This window comes from Diaphorobacter sp. JS3051, assembly GCF_015832135.1.
Classification (GTDB): Bacteria; Pseudomonadota; Gammaproteobacteria; order Burkholderiales; family Burkholderiaceae_C; genus Diaphorobacter; species Diaphorobacter nitroreducens.
Map to the genome: position 1 here is coordinate 60,029 of NZ_CP065409.1, position 16,692 is coordinate 76,720.

Here is a 16,692-nt window from a genome sequence, read left to right on the forward strand (position 1 = left end):
CCGCGACAGGGGGTCTCCTCGTTTTCAGTGCAATAAGTGACGGTACGCAAAGCTAGCACTGGCGCGGGGGTGGTCTGGGTAGACCGTTGATTTCATTGACTTTCCTGTTCGCTTTGTAAACGGGTATGGTGGCCTCCCACTTTTGAGGTTCACGATGCAGGGTTGGCACACAACGTTTTTGGGGATGCGTGGGCTCCCCCGCGATATCAGCGACTTCGAGATGAAGGCATTTTTCACCTTCGATGGTGCCGAGCGCGACGCAATCAATGCACGCCGAGGTGATTCCCACAAGCTTGGTCTGGCGCTCCATATTGGTTTCCTGCGCATGAGTGGGCGTTTGCTCGGTGCCTTTCGGGTAATTCCAGTAGCCTTGTGGCGCCACCTTGGCAACGAGCTTGGCATTGCAGCACCAGAAGTCGCCTCGCTGAGAGCCATGTATGAACGCGGGCGCACGCTATTCGATCACCAACAAGTAGCCTGCACGGTCCTTGGATTCCAGTGGATGAGCGAGCACCAGCGCCGCTCACTGGTACGTGAACTGCGCGACGAAGTGGCGCGCTGCGCCGACCGCGATCAGCTACTCGTGCGGGCGCGTCAATGGCTGTACAAGAACAAGCTGGTGATCGTGCACGAGCGGGCAATTCGGACACTGATTGCGGCGGCACTTGCCCAGCTTGAAGTTGAAACAGGCACCGCCATCGCCGCCAGCGTTGATCCAGCAACACTTGATCGCTGGCGAGCCTCAGTTTCAGAGCTGCGCCCAGATGGACAAACCCAGCAGAGTTGGCTATGGGCTGCACCGGCGAAACACTCAACCCGCCAAATCAGCGAGGTACTGGAGCGCATCGACCTGCTTTACACGCTGGACGTTCATAAGCACCTGGCAGACATCCCCGATCTCATCTTGCGCCGCTACGCGCGCCGACTTGTCTCCAGGCCGCCCTCAGCCGGAGCCAAGATCAAAGAGCCAGCGCGCACCGTGGAGGTCGCATGCTTTCTTCGGTATTGCCTGTTCACCACCACAGACCAGTTGATCCTTATGGTGCAGCGCCGGATCGCCGATCTGTGGCGTCAGGCTGCCGCCGATGTCCCCGCTACCGTCAATTGGGCCGCAATGTACAAAACGCTGCTCGGCGAACTTGTTGCCTTGAGCGCGCAAGGTGCGGTGCCAGATGCTGAGTTGCGTGCCCGTCTTGAAGCCTTGATCACCGAAACCCAGAAACGCAAACCACCGAGCAGGGCCTCCCTGGTCCGCGAGGGATTGATTGATGGAATTCGCCCCGTGCGGTCGTTGCTCGTCGCCATTGCAAAGCTGCCCTGGCAGGCCACCGGCGAGCATCCTGCCATCGAGTACCTTGCCAAGCTGCAAGCTTTATATCTCAAAGGATCCAGAAAGCTGCCAGTTGAAGTGGTGGCACCAAGTCTGGGAATGATCTGGCAGGTTTCGATCTCCAGCCCAGACCGGGAACGGGCGTTTCAGGCGTTGGAGGTGGCCACCCTGTTTGCCCTGCGCCGCGCGGTGCGCAATGGCTCGGTCTGGATTGAGCACAGCCTGAGCTTTCGGGGTCGTGCGCGCTTGTTCTTCACGGACGAGCGTTGGCAGGCAGAGTCCAAGAAACACTATGCCCGTCTATCGTTACCCAGCAAGGCTGCCACTTTCTTGAAGCCTTTGCTGGCCAGAGTAACTGCCGGTGTCGATGCGGTGGCCGCTGCAGCCCGCAGTGGCGTACTGCGCGTGGATGATGAACTCCATTTGTCGCCATTGCCCGCAGAGGACGAAGACCCAGAAGTGACCAAGCTGCGCGCGGCTTTGGATCACCGCATCGGTGAGGTTCAATTGCCGGAAGTGATTCTGGCCGTTGACGCCCAGGTGCGCTTTAGCTGGATCATGCTCGGACGTGAGCCGCGCTCTACCGACGAGCTGCTGATGGTCTATGCCGGCATCATGGCCCACGGCACCAGTCTGACTGCGGTCGAATGCGCGCGCATGATTCCGCAATTGTCTGCCACCAGCATTCGCCAGGCCATGCGCTGGGCGCGGGACGAACGGCGTCTGAGCCAGGCCTGCCAGGCTGTGCTGGAATTCATGCAGCGACACCCGATTGCCGCCACCTGGGGGCGGTCCGATTTGGCATCTTCTGACATGATGAGCATGGAGACCACCAAACGGGTGTGGCAAGCCCGGCTTGATCCTCGGCGCAACACACCTTCCATTGGAATCTACTCCCATGTAAAAGACCGGTGGGGCATCTTCCATGCGCAGCCCTTTGTGCTCAATGAGCGCCAGGCGGGCGTGGCCATTGAAGGTGTCATCCGCCAAGAAAAGCTGGAGACCAGCCAGCTTGCTGTGGATACCCATGGCTACACCGACTTTGCCATGTCACATGCCCGTTTGCTTGGTTTTGATCTTTGCCCGCGGTTGAAGGAACTCAAACAGCGCCACCTCTTTGTGCCACGCGGCACCAAAGTGCCCGCAGAAATCGCTGCGGTGTGCGAAGCCAATGTCGACGTCGCTTTGATCGAAAAGCATTGGGATAGTCTGGTGCACCTGGCAGCCTCGGTCATGAGCGGACATGCCAGTGCGGTGGCAGCTCTTGCGCGGTTCGGTTCTGCCGCCCAGGGCGATCCAATCTATGAGGCTGGCGTGCAATTGGGGCGGTTGCTGCGTACGGCGTTTTTGGCTGACTACTTTGTCAAGGACGCTTTCAGGAACGAGTTGCGCCGGGTGCTCAATCGGGGCGAGGCTGTTAACGCCCTCAAGCGCGCCATTTATACCGGCCGGATCAGCCCGGCGCAGGCCAAACGTGTCGATGAAATGCAGGCTGTGGCCGATGCGTTGAGCCTGATGGCCAACATCGTGATGGCGTGGAATACGTATCTGTCCGCTCTTCCCCGTTCTTGCTGAACTCGTAGCCACCAGGCATCGTCGAGCCTTCCATCCAACAGGAGAACGACGATGCAGCAAGATCTTCCGGCAGCTGGTGACTCGCCCCGCGGCGACGCTGTCGAATCCGGCCAGGTTCGCGACGGCGCCGAGCGCGACGACGCCTTCTGGCTCGCACACGAGGATCGCCGTCTCAGTCAAGGCATGAGCGTGCGGCAGTATTGCCACGACAACGCCCTGGCTCTGTCCACCTACCGCTATCGCCTGGCCAAGCATCGCCGCTCCATCGGCACCATGCCGGCCGCGGCCGAGGCCGCGAAGGGCTCCGCCTCCTTCATCGCGATCGGCTCGCAAAGCGTGCCGTCGATTGCAAGCGACGTGGAGATCGCTCTGTGCGGGGGCATCACGCTGCGTCTGGCGGGTGCGAGCGCCGAGCGTGTGCTTGCCCGGGTGCTGGAGCGACTGGCGTGATCCTGTCCTCGGCGATCCGCGCCTACGTCTACGCCGAAGCCGTGGACATGCGCAAGTCGATCGATGCGCTCGGCCAGATCGTCGCGATGAGCATGGGCTTGAACCCGTTGTCGGGACACGTGTTCGTGTTCATCGCGCGCCGGCGCGACAAGGCCAAGCTGCTGGTGTGGGACCGTCACGGATTCTGGGTTCTGTACAAGCGCCTGGAGCGCGGCCGCTTCGCCGATCCGGCGCGCTTGGCGGGCAACGGCATCGCCATGAGCGAGCTGGTGGCCTGGCTCGACGGCATCGACCTCAGTCGCGTGAAGCGCCTGCCGGCGGTCACAGCATCGATGGTTGCATAGTAGATCGAGCGCGATGGTGTCTAGCAATTCTCGATTCTCCGAATGGCCATGCCGCGAAGTGCATGGGAAGATCATTGCCCATGTCCACCGCCTACCTCGATCGCGCCCAGTTGCCCGACGCGGTGGAGCCTTTGAAGGACCTGGTGGTGCAGCTCGCGCAGCAGCTGCAGGCGGTGCGCGAGCAGGCCGATGCCCAGATGGCCAATCTCGCCCAGCAGCTCGCTGCCTTGCGCCACCGGATGTTCGGCCGCAGCAGCGAGGTGCTGCATGTGGGCCAGACCGAACTGTGGGTCGACACGGTCGAACTGCCCGTGCCGCCCGAGACGCGCGAGCGCGTGGGCGAGCACCATCGCCGCCGCCGTGGACGCCCCGCGATCGATCCGAGCCTGCCGCGGGTGCGCGTCGAGCACGATCTGAGCGAGCAGGAGAAGGCCCAGTTCACCCGGGTCCAGCGCATCGGCGAGGAGGTCAGCGAGACGATCGAATACACGCCAGCCAAGCTGCTGGTGCTGCAGCACGCGCGGCTGAAGTACCGCTGCGAGGACGACCAGGGCAGCAGCACCGTGCGCACCGCCAGCGCCATCACCTCGCCGCTGCCCCGCAGCAATGCCGGGCCGGGCCTGCTGGCACACGTGCTGGTGGCCAAGTACCTCGATCACAACCCGCTGGCGCGCCAGGAGCGTGGCTTTGCGCGCCTGGGCTTTGCCGCCCCGCGGCAGACGCTGTGCGACTGGACGCTGGACGGCTGCGAATTGCTGGCCCGCCTGATGCCGCCGCTAAAGGCACACGTGCTGGCCAGCCCGGTGATCCTCACGGACGACACCACCCTGGCGATGCAGGCCGCACGCGGCAGCGGCGCCGGCAAGACCATCACGGCGCGGCTGTGGTGCTACCTGGCCGGCGGGCACAAACGCGATGCAGCAGGCCAGTGGCAGCCGGTGGCGCCAGCGGCGCTGTACGACTTCACCACCGACCGCTCCGGCGCGCACCCTCGGCGCATGCTCGCCGGCTGGAAGGGGTGGCTGCAGGCCGACGACTACGCCGGGTATCACAGCCTCTTCAAAGGTGGCGACGTCATCCACTCGGCATGCTGGGCCCATGCCCGCAGACGGTACATGGAGGTGGTCAAGACCGCACCGCCCGGCGCGCCGCCTGGCGTGGCCCATGAGGCCCTGCGCTTCATCGGGGAGATGTATCACATCGAGCGGGAGATCGCCGAATCCGACCCTGATCAGAAGCGGTTGCAGCGTCAGCGTCGCAGTCGCCCGCTGCTGGCCGACTTCCACCAGTGGCTGCTGGGGCACGTCGCAGCATTGCTGCCGCAATCGGCGCTTGGCAAGGCGGTGGCCTACACCCTGAGCAACTGGCCCGCGCTGACGGCGTTCCTCGATGAGGGGATGCTGGCGGTGGACAACAATGCCAGCGAGCGGGCGATGCGGCCGATCGCCCTGTCGCGAAAGAACTGGCTCTTCGCGGGCAGCGAACGCGGCGGCCACGCCGCGGCGGTGGCCCTCAGCCTGATCGAGACGGCCAAACTCAATGGCGTGGAGCCGTACGCGTACCTGAAGGACGTGTTCAGCCGCATCAACGACTGCCGCCTCAGCCAGCTGGAACAACTGCTGCCGATGCACTGGAAGCCGGCATGATGATCGAGGACCAGGAGCGTCGGCTGCTCGATGCTCTCGGGCAGGCCAGCAGCCTGCAGCTGTACCGCCTGCAGGCCATCCTGCAGCGGATGATCACCGATCCGAAACGGGTGATCGAGATCCGCCGACAACTTCACCTGGGGCAGACGGTGCGCTACTTCGAGCTGGAGAGCGGGCAGATGCGGCCGGCGCGGGTGGTCGAGATGAAGGACAAGGAGATCCTGGTGCAAGACCAGGCCACGCTGCGGCATTGGCGACTGGCCTATGCGGCGGTGGAACCGCCCGCCTGCGCAGAGACCGACATCACGCAAGGCGCCACGGCGACCATGCCGCCGCCGGCCGCGCCCAAGCCAAGTCGCGACGACTTCCAGCGCGGGCAGAAGGTGTCCTTTGAAGATAAGCACCTGCGCGCTCAAGTCGGGGTCATCACCCGGATCAACCAGCGCACCGCCAGCATCGACACGGGCGACGGTGGGCTGTGGAAAGTTTCCTTCGCGCTGCTGCGTCACGTCGTGGACGTGTGACCACGGGCGCCGGAGCGGCGGCCGGTGCCAAGGTAGCCCTGTCTGCATCGAAAAACCCCCTGTCCATTCAGGAGGTGACGATGCCTGGCCGCGAGCCGGTCAGCAAGTACGGGGTTGGGCGGACACTTACTGGAATACCTCACAGATGCAGGCGGTCCTGGATCGCTGGTCGAACCGCCGCCAGGTCATTCCACCGGAACTGATCGGGAAGATTGCGCCCACCAGGCTGGAGAGCATCAACTTGCGGGGTGTGTTTCGCTTCCCGGTTGACCGCTATGCTGACCAAATCCTGCCTTCGCGGCCAAATGCATCGATAACTGGCACCAATGGATGAAACCGACCACGGTTTGACGCCACGAATCGCAGATTTGAAAGTGAACAGGAAAGTCAATGAAATCAACGATCTACCAACACCACCTCCGCGCCAGTGCTAGCTTTTCGTACCGTCACTTATTGCACTGAAAACGAGGAGACCCCCACTTCGTAGGGCCGGAAGGCCTCGTGCCGGTGGAACCTCATGGCCTGCGGCGCCTGCCCTTGGGGATCAGGCGAAAAGCGCCGCCTGCCGCCCGTCATCGCGCACCGCTGCGCGCTGGGGGCACCGCACGGCCCGCGCCGCCGAGGCCTTCGGCGGATGCGCCGCGCGGTAGGCCTGGGCTTCGTCAAACTCACACAGCACCACTTCGCACAAAGGCGCCACGTCGTGCCAGTCGTTGCGGTAGAAGCTGGTATCCACCCCGCAGCCGGCGGCCATTTCGATGCCGGTCTGCTCGTACAACTCACGGACGGCCTCGCTTTGCGTGATGGTGTACTGCGCCGCACCGCTGAAGCGAAAGGATGCGCTGGCCTGGGGAACGATGAAGGCGCCGCGCCCGGCCATGTCGGCGGCCATGTCCATCACGTGGTATTCGAAGCTCGCGCCGGTGTAGCGCGCGCCCTGGCGGGCGATGCGCGCCGCGCTGCGGCCGAATGGCGGGTTCGAGATGGCGAGGTCGAAGCGGCCGAGATCGGGCAGCGCGAACACGTCGCCGCAGATCCATTGCGCCTGCGGCAGGATCTTGCGCCCGACTTCCACATAGGCCGGGTTCACCTCCACACAGACAAGTTCGCCCGCGCGGCCGTCGAGGTCCAGCCAGAAGCCCAGGCCGCCGATGCCCGCGCACAGGTCGATCACGCGCCGCCCGCCGCCGGCGTCGATGGCGAAGTCGCGCGCCAGTCCGGCCGGCGTGAAGTGCGCGCCGCACGCGCCGTTCATGTGCTCCGCGCCTTCATGCCAGTGCTCCAGCACGAAGATTTTTTCGTCGATGGACAGCGCATCCTTCGCCAGAATCTTGCAGGCTTCGGCATGTGCCTTGCGCTGTACCTTCGTCAGTTTGGCCATAAACTCACCTCTGCGTGTCGTCTTAATATGCCTTTATTTTAACCTGTTTCACACCTGTTATTTAACCTTTTATTGTGCCATTAAGTAACGGCCGGGGGTATGGGCGCAGCCCATGTCAACCGCCCGCCGCGCATGTGCCCGGCCCACAGGACGCAGCGCCCATCCGCGCCCGCAGCCAGCCCGGGGCGCGGCCTGCCTGGTCGTCACTGAGGGTTCCCGCAGCCGCCGCACGCCACGCCCGCCCGAGCGCGTGGCGCGCCCTCCACCGGCACGCGGCCTGCCCCGCGCCCTGATCGACAGATAGCGGCGCTGGATCGCCAGCAGACGCATGTCCTGGGCGCAGCGCTCGCCCGCGTTTCTCAGCGAGAAACGCCCCTGTGAAGTGGATGCCCAGCGCCCTCGGCGCCGCTGTTCAGGTTCTCCGCGCGCAGCGCGGCATGCCAGCCGCGTGCCCCCGGCCCGGGCCGCCCGGACGCACGGGCGGTGGCTATTCCTTGACTTCGATCAGCCACCACGCGGCGCGCGGCAGGGCGCGGCCGGTGATGGGGTGGATGTCGGTGAGGTCGGCGCTGGCCGACCAGCCCGAGGGCGGGCGGTAGCCGCGCACGTCGCCCGCGCCGTGCCAGCGGCGGGCGCGCACCGTGCCGGGCGCGTAGACCGCCGCCATGCGCGGCCTGCTGCTGCGCGTCATCCCTCACCCCCGCAGCCCTGCACGCCATACAGGGCATCCAGCAGGGAATGCAGCCGCTGGGCCAGTTCGCTCCGGCTGCGCCGGTCTGCGGCCGTCATCGCCTCGGCGTGGTGCGCCAGCACGTTGGTCAGGGTCGCCTGCGCATCCCCGGCCGACTCGATGAGGTCGACCAGTGCGCCGGCATCCGTGGCGATCTGCGCGGCCGCGTCCAGCATGGGCGCATCCATCGGGCATTCGCCCTGCCGCTGGCCGGCCTGGATGCGCTTCAAGGCTTGAACCGCGTTCATCCTGCCGCCTCCTGCGCCTCGGCGGCCTGGGGCGGCTGCACGATCTTGGCATCCGTGAGGAACACGGACACTAGGGCGCCGCCCTTGACCACCGTGCGCACGCGATGGCGCCCATGTTCCTGCAACTCGTCGCGGCCTTGCAGTTCGGGCCTGAAGAAGCCGGCTTGCCGCGCGCCCTGCCCGGCCTCGCGCGTGCCCTTGTAGTCGGCATGCGTGCCCTTCCATTCCGCTTGGGTCATCTCCACCGCGCCGGGGTGGGGGTAGTTGGCCAAGGGCGGCTTCTTCGTGACGGACCGCACGGCGGCGGCCTGCTCCGCGCTCGGCGGCTTGTAGTCGCGCACCTCTTCGATGCCCTTCACGCGGACATAGCGGCTGTCGGTCGTGACGCTGACGATGCGGCCCTCCTTGCGGTTGACGCGGATCACGTTCAGCCACTCGCCGCGCACCTGCACCTGTCCGCCCGGCTGGATGTCGAAGCGGTCGGCCGCGAGGCCACCATCTTCGGCAAGCATGGCGCGCTCGTAGGCGAGGCGGTTTTCGTAGTGGGCGATCCAGCGCCGGGCATGCGCCAGGTTGCGGGCATAGAGCCGGATCGCCGTTGCGGCCAGGGCCTCCACGCTCCAGGGGTTGTCGGTGCGCGTCAGCAGGGTATAGGCCGACGTGCCCCATTGCTGCCCGCTTTCCTTCACCGAGAAATAGCCGCGATGGGCCAGCGTCTGCGCGCGCTCAAGGTCGAGGTCTTCGGCGGCCCACAGCCGGCCGAGTTCTTCCGCCTCGGCCTCGTTCTTCCTGGCCTTGCGCAGGTCGGATTCGATGCCCTTGATGCGGCGATGCCGCACATCCGGGCGCTCCTTGTACTGCGCGTGCTGCTTGGCCGCTGCGGCCCTGCGCTCCCAATATTCGCTCGTATCCCACAGCTTCACCGCCCTGCGGATGCCGTCCTCGATGCGCTGCGCATCCTTGCGCGCCCTGCGTTCGCTGTGATGGCCGACAAGGATCGGCTGACCGAAGGGGATGCCGTCCGAAATGCTCTTGACCCTGGCGCGCGCGGCGTCGGCCTCCTGGCTGCGGCGTTCGCTGTAGCCGTCGAAGCGGTCGGCCCGATCCTCGGCGCGCTCCATGAGCGTGCGGTCTTCGTCGCCCACCTCGCCGCACCATTTCAGCATCAGGTTTTCGCGGGCCGGCGTCCACATCGGCGCCACGAAAAGCTCCTGCCGGGGTGCCCACGAAAAACCCGCGTCCTTGGCGCGCTGATAATCTTCCTTGGACAGCCGCGCGAACGGATAGAACCGCAGCTTGTTGTCTTCCGGGCTGTAGGTGGCCGTGCCGAGATAGGCCGGCGCCTGGGAATCCGCCTCGGGCTCTTCGATCGCGCATTGTTCAGGTGAAGCCATGATGATTTTCCTTATGACCGGCGCCGCTTGATTGCTGCACCGTACCTGTATTTTAACCTGTTATGCACCTGTTATTTAACCTTTTAATGTGCCAGTGTGTAACGGTTTTGGGTATGGGCGCAGCCCATGTCAACCTCTCGCCGCGCACGTGCCCGGCGCTTCGGCCGCAGCGCCCATCCGCGCCCGCAGCCAGCCCGGGGCGCGGCCTGTCTGGTCGTCACTGAGGGTTCCCGCAGCCGTCGCACGCCACGCCCGCCCGAGCGCGGAGCACGCCCTTGGCTGGCACGCAACCTGCCTCGCGCCCTGATAAGCTGAATTCGGACTTCGGTTCACCCGCAGCCGCTGGCCACCGGCGCAGCGCCTGCCCGCGTTTCTCCCCGAGAAACGCCCTGCCCTCGTGGTCTGCCGGCGCCGGCGGCACCGCCGTTCAGGCCCTCCGCGCTGCGCGCGGCAGGCCAGCAGGCTGCTGGCCGCAGGCCAGGAGCCTTCCCCCCAGGGGGCCAGCCCAGCGGCTGGGGGATGTGCCGCAGGCACTTCCCCCAATGAGCGTCGCGCAGGCGGCCTGGAGCAGTGCCGCGCAGCGGCAATCCGAAGGATCGAGCCGAATAGGCGAGCTGCGTAAAGCGCCCGCAGGGCGCGCGGGCGTCCGGTGTCCGCGCAGCGGGCAGCGCCCGGGGTTCAGGGGGTTTGCTGGGCTGCGTGCTTCAGCCGCAGGATTTCAACGGTGCGCGCGGCATCCAGTGCGCGATAGAACACGATGTAGTTCCGGTGCACCACCAGTTCGCGCACGCCGGCCGGCAACCCGGGCCGGCCGGGACGGCCCAGCGCTGGATGGTCAGCCAGCGGCAGTGTCTTGTTGCGCAGTTCCGGGCCGAAGGTGCGCGCCCGAAGCGGGTTGTCCTTGGCGATGTAGCGCACGATGGCGCGCAGATCCTCGCGCGCCTTCGGCCGCCATTCGATGCGGTAGGGGGTCTTAGCTGACGTCATAAACCCGCACTCAAGGGCGCTGTCCCTTGGGCGGCTTCGCGCTGCTGCCAGTCAGCGCGGCGATGTCGGCCTCCATCTCGGCCATCACGTCCTCATGCGACAAGTTCGGGCGCGGGTCGTCAATCGCGTCCTGCACCTCGGCGGCCAGCCACTGGTTGTAGGCGGCGGCCTGGTGCGCATTGCGCAGCGCCTCGGCCCGGCCGCGGTTGCCGGGCGTCTCGTCCTTCTCGGCCGGGTTCCACTCGCTGGCGTCAAAGTTCCCGACCGTGATTCCCACGTCGCGCAGCACGTTCAGCGCGGCCAGGGGGTTCCCGAAGCGGCGCGGCTCGTTGCTGCGGGCCTTGGCCAGCAGCGCCGCAGCGCCGCTGCGCGTGGCGATTTCGACAAGGAACGCGCCACCCAGGCCCTTGAGGGTCACGCCGGCAACGCCGCCGGCATGGGTGGCCGCGCGCAGCTGCTCGATGGTCATGCTTTGCATGTTCGGCTCCTAACAGTTTGGCGATGTTGATCTAGTAGCATTGTGCATGATTTCTAGATCACGTGCATTCGACAGGATGCCTTCGTGGCTGGATCGGTATGGGCTTAATGAGTATTCGTACAGGTACGATTACTTTCTTGAGACAAAAAAATCCCCGCCACCAGGGACGGGGTAAGGCTTCTAAACGCGCGCTCCGAAAACTCCAAAGCGCCGGGTGAGTTTAAGGGTCGCGCCCTGCCCGACCCTCGGGCCAGGTGAAGACGAAGTTGCCGGGGTGCTGCAAGCGCCGCAGCCAGCCCTCGTCCTGCAAGCGCCGGATGTAGGCAGCGCCGCCCTCCCCCGCGCGCCGCCTGGGCGCACCCAGCGCGGCCAAGCGCTCCAGGGCATAGCGCTCGCCCGTCTCGCCGCGCCGCACCTTGGCCAGCGTGCGGTCGGCGAAGCTCGCGCCGCCGGGCGACAGCCACAGCGTGCGCGCGCTGGAGCGTCCACGGTAAAGCGCGTTGCCGGCCTTGTAGATGGTGCCCACGTGGCCGCGCTTGACCAGTTCGCCGCGCTCATCGCGCCGCTCGATGGGATCGCAGTACGCCACGATCCCGCGAACCTTGGGCAGCGCCTGCCGCAGCAGCCGCCGCATCCTGGCCAGCGCCCAGGTCTCGGCGTTCGCGGCCAGGGTATCGTCCAGCACGAAGCGGCCCAGTTCGACGCCCTCATCAGGCGCGAGCGCCGGGAAGTAGCTGGGGATCACGCGCTGGTTCATCGGCACCGAGAACACACCGACGCCGGCCAGCCTCTCGCGCTGGAACGGCGCCTTCACGAACACGCCCGCACGAAACCGCGCGGCCGGGTAGGTGCCTGAATAGTGGTGCGCCAGGACGAAGCGCTTGGCATCGCCTTCCTCGATGGGCTCGACGGCGCAGCGCGCGGGATCGAAGGGTTCGCCGGCCGGACGGTAGGACGCCATGCGCCGCTGCCAACGCTGGGCGAACAAGGCCAGCTGCTCGATCAGAAGATGGGGCGAAGTCTGGTGCATGCCGGCCTCACTCCGCGTTCCCCGCGCCGGTCGCGAGGCCGGCGCGCGCATCCAGCGCGTTGTCCTCGGACTGCAACTGCTGCGCAAGCCGGATGAACCGGCGCCGCTGGCCGCGCAGGACGATGAAGTCCTCGCCGACGACACCATTGAGCCGCGCCCAATGGTTCCAGGCGAAGCTGCGCCCCAGGCCCACGGTCGTCTTCGTGCTCGGAAAACTCGGCGCATCGCGCACCATGTCCTCCCAGCTGCTGCCGAAGTCCACAGCGTCGAAGCGGCTGTGCCGGCCCGTGAGCGCGCGCCGCTCCAGCCCGAGCGACGCATCGAGCAGCGCGGGATGGTGGCCGGCCAGCCAGAACAGTTCCCACGGCCTGGAAGCCGGACAGAAGTAGCACGCGGACTTGACCGGCACCATGTCCGGCCCCAGGTCGGCGGCGATGGCGCGCACGCAATCGGCGCGCGTCCAGCCGATCAGCTGCAATGGGTAGACGAAATCGAAAGGCCCATCGGCCCGGCCTGCGGCGAACGTCGCGCACGCACGGCGCCGGTCGGCCCGGCCGCAGTCGTAGCCGATCAGCTTCACGATCCGCTCGCCCTGGGCGCGCGAGCGCAGCCATAGCGGGTGCGGCGGCCGGCGGTTCGGCCCGCGCGTGACACCCATCAGGTGCTGATCCTGCGGCACGTGCTTCCACCGGATGCTGCAAGACTTCATCCCGAAGGCGAGCGACGGCAGGGTTTCGTTCGTCCAGCAGTTGCCGTACAGGTCGGCATAGGGCGTGCCCGACTGGGTGCGGACGCGGCACGGCTCGATGGGCGGCCAGTCCCATGCGCGCAGGATCGCCTGCATGCGCTCGATGTGGGACAGGGTTTCGGGCTTCTCGCCGCCCGTGTCGGCGAACGTGATCGCACCGGGACGCAGGCCGGCCGCGCGTAGGGCCAGCAGCATCGCCGTGGAATCCACCCCGGCGCCGAAACAGACCACGATCAGCCGGCCCTGGAGCGCGGCGCGCAAGGCGCCGCGCTGGCATGTGTTGAGAAGACAAGGCATGGCAACCGCCGCGCAGGTTTCCGGGAAAGGGCCGCAGCGCGAAGCTGCGGCCGCTTCCATCAGGCCTCGCAGCCCTCCGCCAGGGTCTCGGCCTCGCGCTGGCCCTTGTCTTCCTCCCGGGCTTCGTCCTGCGCCGCAGGCTCGGCCCCTTGCGGATACGGGCGCAGCGTGGACGGCAGCCAGCGGCGGCCATCCAGCAGCGCGGCCGTGGCGGCGATGGCCTCGCCCTTCTTCATCTTCTCGATGGGCTTGGCCGCATCGGCACCGCAGGCCTGCGTGACGGCTTCGATCATCTTGGCCTTGGGAACGTGGCACAGGTAGCGCTCATTCGTCGGCGTCCACCAGTCGGCCATGTCGATACCCAGGCTCGATTCGATCAGCTGTGCCATGTCGTAGCCGTGGCCGGGCGTGCGTGCCGGCTCGTTGGAGAACACCTCATAGGCGCGCGCGACGAACACCGACAGCAGCCGGATCAACTCGTCGGGCTCCATGCCCAGCAGCGCCGCAAACAGGGTCGGCCCGTGCGCGGGCAGCGCGTCGATCCAGTCGGCCGCGCCCTCGCAGATGCCGGCCGCCCTGCTGCCCTCGTACTCGGCGGCCTGGTTGCCGATCTGGTGCATGTTCTTGGAAAAGCTCACCTTCACGGGCGATGACTGCCACGGCTCCTTGTCGTTGACGATCAAGGTCATCAGCAGCGCGGCCAGAGCCACCTTGGGCTGCTGCGTCAGCGAGGCGCTGACCGCTGCGGTGCGATGTGCGGTCATGTTCGCACACAGGTTCGCGCTGTATTCAGGCCGCACCTTGGCAGGCGGCTCGGACACCACGCCCGCGCCGCCTTCGGCTTGCTTGGCCTGGGGAGCGTCCTCGCGCCGCACAAGACCCTCGGCCAGGATGATCTGGCCCGCGTAGCCAAAGCTCACCACCACGCCGGAAGTGGCCCGCTGTCGCGGCCCCCACTCCCGCAGGGCTTCCTCCATGCACCCGCTGATTTCGTTGAGTGTGTCCAGTTGATTCGACAGCGCCCAGGACTCTGCCTGCTGCTCTTCTGTCAATTCACCTTCTTCGCCGGTTTCCTCGTCGCAGGCGGTCAAAGCGTCCAGTTCATCCAGGCGCTTGCGCACCGCAGCGACATCCGCCTTGAGGCTGTCGATTTCCTCCTGCTCTTGCGGCGTGGGCTTGCGCCGCTTGGCCACCAGCTTGCCGAAGACGCTGCGCTCATGGTAGGGAAAGCTCATGCGCGCTTCGACCCACTTCCAGCCGGCCGCGCGCACGGCCTCGGCCTGGGCTTCCAGCTTTTCCAGGGCCAGCCGATTGAGCAGCGCACCGTCTTGGAAGTAGAAAGAACCTTCCTCGCCGGTGAACAGGTCGGCCCGCACCGCGCCGCCGGCTTCCCGGTAGGCCTCCACGCCGACGAACAGCGCGATACCCGATGTACCGCTTACCTCGTCGTTCGTCAGCATCTGCGTGATGTAGTGCGGCGAGCGCTTGTACGGCGGCAGCGCGTTCCAGACACGCCGCTGCTCGTCTTGGTCGTCGGCCAGGGCCAGCGCCTGCAACTGGCCCATTTCGATCTGGTCAGCCCGGAACAATTCAAGGAACTCCGGCGCGAGGCGTGCCAGCTTCAACCGCCGCTCGACAGTCAGCGCCGTCAGGTTGTAGGCGGCGGCGATCTGGCCGGCCGTCCTGCCCTCGTCCACCAGCCGCTTGAATGCTTCCAGCTGGTCGGCCGGGTGCATGGGCTCCTGCGTGGCGTTCTCGACCAGGCTGACGCTCACGCCGCGTTCGGCGTCGAACACCCGGCAGCGCACCGGCACGTCGGCACGCACGGCGGCATGCTCTGCCAGGAATTGCAGCGCCGCCAGCCGGCGCCCTCCGGCCACCACGCCGTGGTCGCCCTTGCTGCCCTTGATCTTCTCGGGGATCACTGCGAGCGGATTGAGCAGGCCGCCTTCGGCCAAGATCGCTGCCGCCAGTTCTGGGATGGTGCTGGGATCGTGCTTCTTGCGCACGTTGTTGGGCGACAGGTGCAGTCGGTTCAGGGGAATGTCGCGTTCCTCGCCGGACTGGATGGAATGCAGCTTGCCGTCGATTTCGACCACTGCTGCGTCCTCGGCGTGCTGTGCATTGGGTGCTTCGTAAGCCATGTTCGTGTCCTCCAATGCTCAGATGGGCAGTTCGTGGTCGGCGACCTTGACGGGCGCGCCCAGCAGCTGGATGCGCGCCCGGTTGTCGGACGCATTGCGGCGGCGGTAGCCGTGGATCGGCAGCATCGGCGCGTCCTCCCACTCCTGCGGCGTGTACTGGCCCTTGCGGGTGACCGGCAGCAGCCAGATGAAGCCGTGGTAGTCCGGCGCGCTGCGGTGGTTCTTGTGCGATGCCGAGAACAGCCGGCCGTAGTAGCGCGGGCCGTCCTTGAATCCTACGGTGAGCGCGCAGTACAGCACGCCGGTTTCGCGTGCCGACTTGACGAATGCGGCCACGGGCACGCGCAGCGCGGCATCGTCCAGCTGGATCGTTCCCGTCATCTGCGGTGCGTTCTCGGCGCGATCGGGCGACGGGCGCATGGTGAACAGCGCACCGGAAAGCATGCTCACCGCCGTGACTTCGAACTCGGGAGGCACCTGGGCCGGCGCCGCTGCCGCCTGCGCATGATCGAAGTCGGACGGCTGGAAGTCGCCCATGTCGCGGCCGCCCGCCTCGGCGGCTGCGGCGTTGACCGCATCCAGATCAGCGGCGCCTTGGTTGGAGTTACGCTCGGCAGATTGCGGAGCAGAGGATTTCTTAGAAGCCATGATGATTTTCCTTATGACCGGCGCCGCTTGATTGCTGCACCGTACCTGTATTTTAACCTGTTATGCACCTGTTATTTAACCTTTTAATGTGCCAGTGTGTAACGGTTTTGGGTATGGGCGCAGCCCATGTCAACCTCTCGCCGCGCACGTGCCCGGCGCTTCGGCCGCAGCGCCCATCCGCGCCCGCAGCCAGCCCGGGGCGCGGCCTGTCTGGTCGTCACTGAGGGTTCCCGCAGCCGTCGCACGCCACGCCCGCCCGAGCGCGGAGCACGCCCTTGGCTGGCACGCAACCTGCCTCGCGCCCTGATAAGCTGAATTCGGACTTCGGTTCACCCGCAGCCGCTGGCCACCGGCGCAGCGCCTGCCCGCGTTTCTCCCCGAGAAACGCCCTGCCCTCGTGGTCTGCCGGCGCCGGCGGCACCGCCGTTCAGGCCCTCCGCGCTGCGCGCGGCAGGCCAGCAGGCTGCTGGCCGCAGGCCAGGAGCCTTCCCCCCAGGGGGCCAGCCCAGCGGCTGGGGGATGTGCCGCAGGCACTTCCCCCAATGAGCGTCGCGCAGGCGGCCTGGAGCAGTGCCGCGCAGCGGCAATCCGAAGGATCGAGCCGAATAGGCGAGCTGCGTAAAGCGCCCGCAGGGCGCGCGGGCGTCCGGTGTCCGCGCAGCGGGCAGCGCCCAGGAAGTCCTGGCTGGTGTTCCTGAAAGCGCTGGATAAGTATTCGTACAGGTACGAATACTTAAA

General features: G+C 66.4%; 14 protein-coding genes and 2 pseudogenes. 6 read left to right on the forward strand and 10 right to left on the reverse strand.

The window, feature by feature from the left end; all coding sequences use genetic code 11:
- Positions 1-154: 154 nt before the first annotated feature.
- The 6 genes and pseudogenes from I3K84_RS21980 to I3K84_RS22625 all read left to right on the forward strand — a co-directional run.
- Positions 155-2,875 (forward strand): annotated as a pseudogene (locus I3K84_RS21980) (Tn3-like element IS1071 family transposase); the annotation flags it as partial.
- 81 nt (positions 2,876-2,956) lie between these two features.
- The gene (locus tag I3K84_RS21985) at positions 2,957-3,355 is read left to right on the forward strand and encodes a hypothetical protein (RefSeq protein ID WP_196994976.1); all 399 of its coding nucleotides are present in this window, start codon (positions 2,957-2,959) and stop codon (positions 3,353-3,355) included.
- Complete coding sequence (tnpB, locus tag I3K84_RS21990) at positions 3,352-3,699, forward strand: IS66 family insertion sequence element accessory protein TnpB (protein ID WP_196994975.1); 348 nt, start codon at positions 3,352-3,354, stop codon at positions 3,697-3,699. The genes I3K84_RS21985 and tnpB overlap by 4 nt, the downstream gene beginning before the upstream one ends.
- 80 nt (positions 3,700-3,779) lie before the next feature.
- Positions 3,780-5,345, forward strand: a complete 1,566-nt coding sequence (locus I3K84_RS21995) for an IS66 family transposase (RefSeq protein WP_196994974.1) — start codon at positions 3,780-3,782, stop codon at positions 5,343-5,345.
- Positions 5,342-5,869, forward strand: coding sequence for a hypothetical protein (locus tag I3K84_RS22000; RefSeq protein ID WP_196994973.1), 528 nt, complete (start codon positions 5,342-5,344; stop codon positions 5,867-5,869). Before I3K84_RS21995 ends, I3K84_RS22000 begins: the two co-directional genes overlap by 4 nt.
- A 130-nt stretch (positions 5,870-5,999) precedes the next feature.
- Positions 6,000-6,203: pseudogene (locus I3K84_RS22625) on the forward strand (Tn3 family transposase); the annotation flags it as partial.
- A gap of 210 nt (positions 6,204-6,413) precedes the next feature.
- On the opposite strand, the gene I3K84_RS22010 reads toward I3K84_RS22625, so the two are convergent.
- The 10 genes from I3K84_RS22010 to I3K84_RS22055 all read right to left on the reverse strand — a co-directional run bounded on the left by I3K84_RS22010 (position 6,414) and on the right by I3K84_RS22055 (position 15,954).
- Positions 6,414-7,250 (reverse strand): methyltransferase, encoded by an 837-nt coding sequence (locus tag I3K84_RS22010; protein ID WP_196996227.1) that lies wholly within the window; start codon positions 7,248-7,250, stop codon positions 6,414-6,416.
- Positions 7,251-7,737: 487 nt separating this feature from the next.
- Positions 7,738-7,941 (reverse strand): hypothetical protein, encoded by a 204-nt coding sequence (locus I3K84_RS22015; RefSeq protein ID WP_196996228.1) that lies wholly within the window; start codon positions 7,939-7,941, stop codon positions 7,738-7,740.
- The gene (locus I3K84_RS22020) at positions 7,938-8,228 is read right to left on the reverse strand and encodes a hypothetical protein (RefSeq protein ID WP_196996229.1); all 291 of its coding nucleotides are present in this window, start codon (positions 8,226-8,228) and stop codon (positions 7,938-7,940) included. The genes I3K84_RS22015 and I3K84_RS22020 overlap by 4 nt, the downstream gene beginning before the upstream one ends.
- Positions 8,225-9,622, reverse strand: a complete 1,398-nt coding sequence (locus I3K84_RS22025; protein ID WP_196996230.1) for a DUF3560 domain-containing protein — start codon at positions 9,620-9,622, stop codon at positions 8,225-8,227. Before I3K84_RS22025 ends, I3K84_RS22020 begins: the two co-directional genes overlap by 4 nt.
- 678 nt (positions 9,623-10,300) lie before the next feature.
- Positions 10,301-10,609, reverse strand: coding sequence for a type II toxin-antitoxin system RelE/ParE family toxin (locus I3K84_RS22030; protein ID WP_196996231.1), 309 nt, complete (start codon positions 10,607-10,609; stop codon positions 10,301-10,303).
- A gap of 10 nt (positions 10,610-10,619) precedes the next feature.
- On the reverse strand, positions 10,620-11,078 hold the full coding sequence (locus I3K84_RS22035; RefSeq protein ID WP_231403516.1) for a hypothetical protein: 459 nt from the start codon (positions 11,076-11,078) through the stop codon (positions 10,620-10,622).
- 229 nt (positions 11,079-11,307) lie between these two features.
- Positions 11,308-12,117 (reverse strand): hypothetical protein, encoded by an 810-nt coding sequence (locus tag I3K84_RS22040; protein WP_196996233.1) that lies wholly within the window; start codon positions 12,115-12,117, stop codon positions 11,308-11,310.
- 7 nt (positions 12,118-12,124) lie between these two features.
- Positions 12,125-13,222, reverse strand: a complete 1,098-nt coding sequence (locus I3K84_RS22045; protein ID WP_231403510.1) for a hypothetical protein — start codon at positions 13,220-13,222, stop codon at positions 12,125-12,127.
- A complete protein-coding gene (locus I3K84_RS22050) occupies positions 13,222-15,306 on the reverse strand; it encodes a ParB/RepB/Spo0J family partition protein (protein WP_196996234.1) in 2,085 nt (694 codons plus the stop codon). Before I3K84_RS22050 ends, I3K84_RS22045 begins: the two co-directional genes overlap by 1 nt.
- A gap of 18 nt (positions 15,307-15,324) precedes the next feature.
- Positions 15,325-15,954, reverse strand: a complete 630-nt coding sequence (locus tag I3K84_RS22055; protein WP_196996235.1) for a hypothetical protein — start codon at positions 15,952-15,954, stop codon at positions 15,325-15,327.
- Positions 15,955-16,692: the final 738 nt, after the last annotated feature.

Bases quoted from the DNA above. Each gene is read 5' to 3' on its own strand.
- I3K84_RS22040 (WP_196996233.1), bottom strand. From the start codon at position 12,117: ATGCACCAGACTTCGCCCCATCTTCTGATCGAGCAGCTGGCCTTGTTC.
- I3K84_RS22050 (WP_196996234.1), bottom strand. From the start codon at position 15,306: ATGGCTTACGAAGCACCCAATGCACAGCACGCCGAGGACGCAGCAGTG.
- I3K84_RS22035 (WP_231403516.1), bottom strand. From the start codon at position 11,078: ATGACCATCGAGCAGCTGCGCGCGGCCACCCATGCCGGCGGCGTTGCC.
- I3K84_RS22020 (WP_196996229.1), bottom strand. From the start codon at position 8,228: ATGAACGCGGTTCAAGCCTTGAAGCGCATCCAGGCCGGCCAGCGGCAG.
- I3K84_RS21985 (WP_196994976.1), top strand. From the start codon at position 2,957: ATGCAGCAAGATCTTCCGGCAGCTGGTGACTCGCCCCGCGGCGACGCT.
- I3K84_RS22030 (WP_196996231.1), bottom strand. From the start codon at position 10,609: ATGACGTCAGCTAAGACCCCCTACCGCATCGAATGGCGGCCGAAGGCG.
- I3K84_RS22015 (WP_196996228.1), bottom strand. From the start codon at position 7,941: ATGACGCGCAGCAGCAGGCCGCGCATGGCGGCGGTCTACGCGCCCGGC.
- I3K84_RS22025 (WP_196996230.1), bottom strand. From the start codon at position 9,622: ATGGCTTCACCTGAACAATGCGCGATCGAAGAGCCCGAGGCGGATTCC.
- I3K84_RS22045 (WP_231403510.1), bottom strand. From the start codon at position 13,222: ATGGAAGCGGCCGCAGCTTCGCGCTGCGGCCCTTTCCCGGAAACCTGC.
- I3K84_RS22055 (WP_196996235.1), bottom strand. From the start codon at position 15,954: ATGGCTTCTAAGAAATCCTCTGCTCCGCAATCTGCCGAGCGTAACTCC.
- I3K84_RS22010 (WP_196996227.1), bottom strand. From the start codon at position 7,250: ATGGCCAAACTGACGAAGGTACAGCGCAAGGCACATGCCGAAGCCTGC.
- I3K84_RS21995 (WP_196994974.1), top strand. From the start codon at position 3,780: ATGTCCACCGCCTACCTCGATCGCGCCCAGTTGCCCGACGCGGTGGAG.
- I3K84_RS22000 (WP_196994973.1), top strand. From the start codon at position 5,342: ATGATGATCGAGGACCAGGAGCGTCGGCTGCTCGATGCTCTCGGGCAG.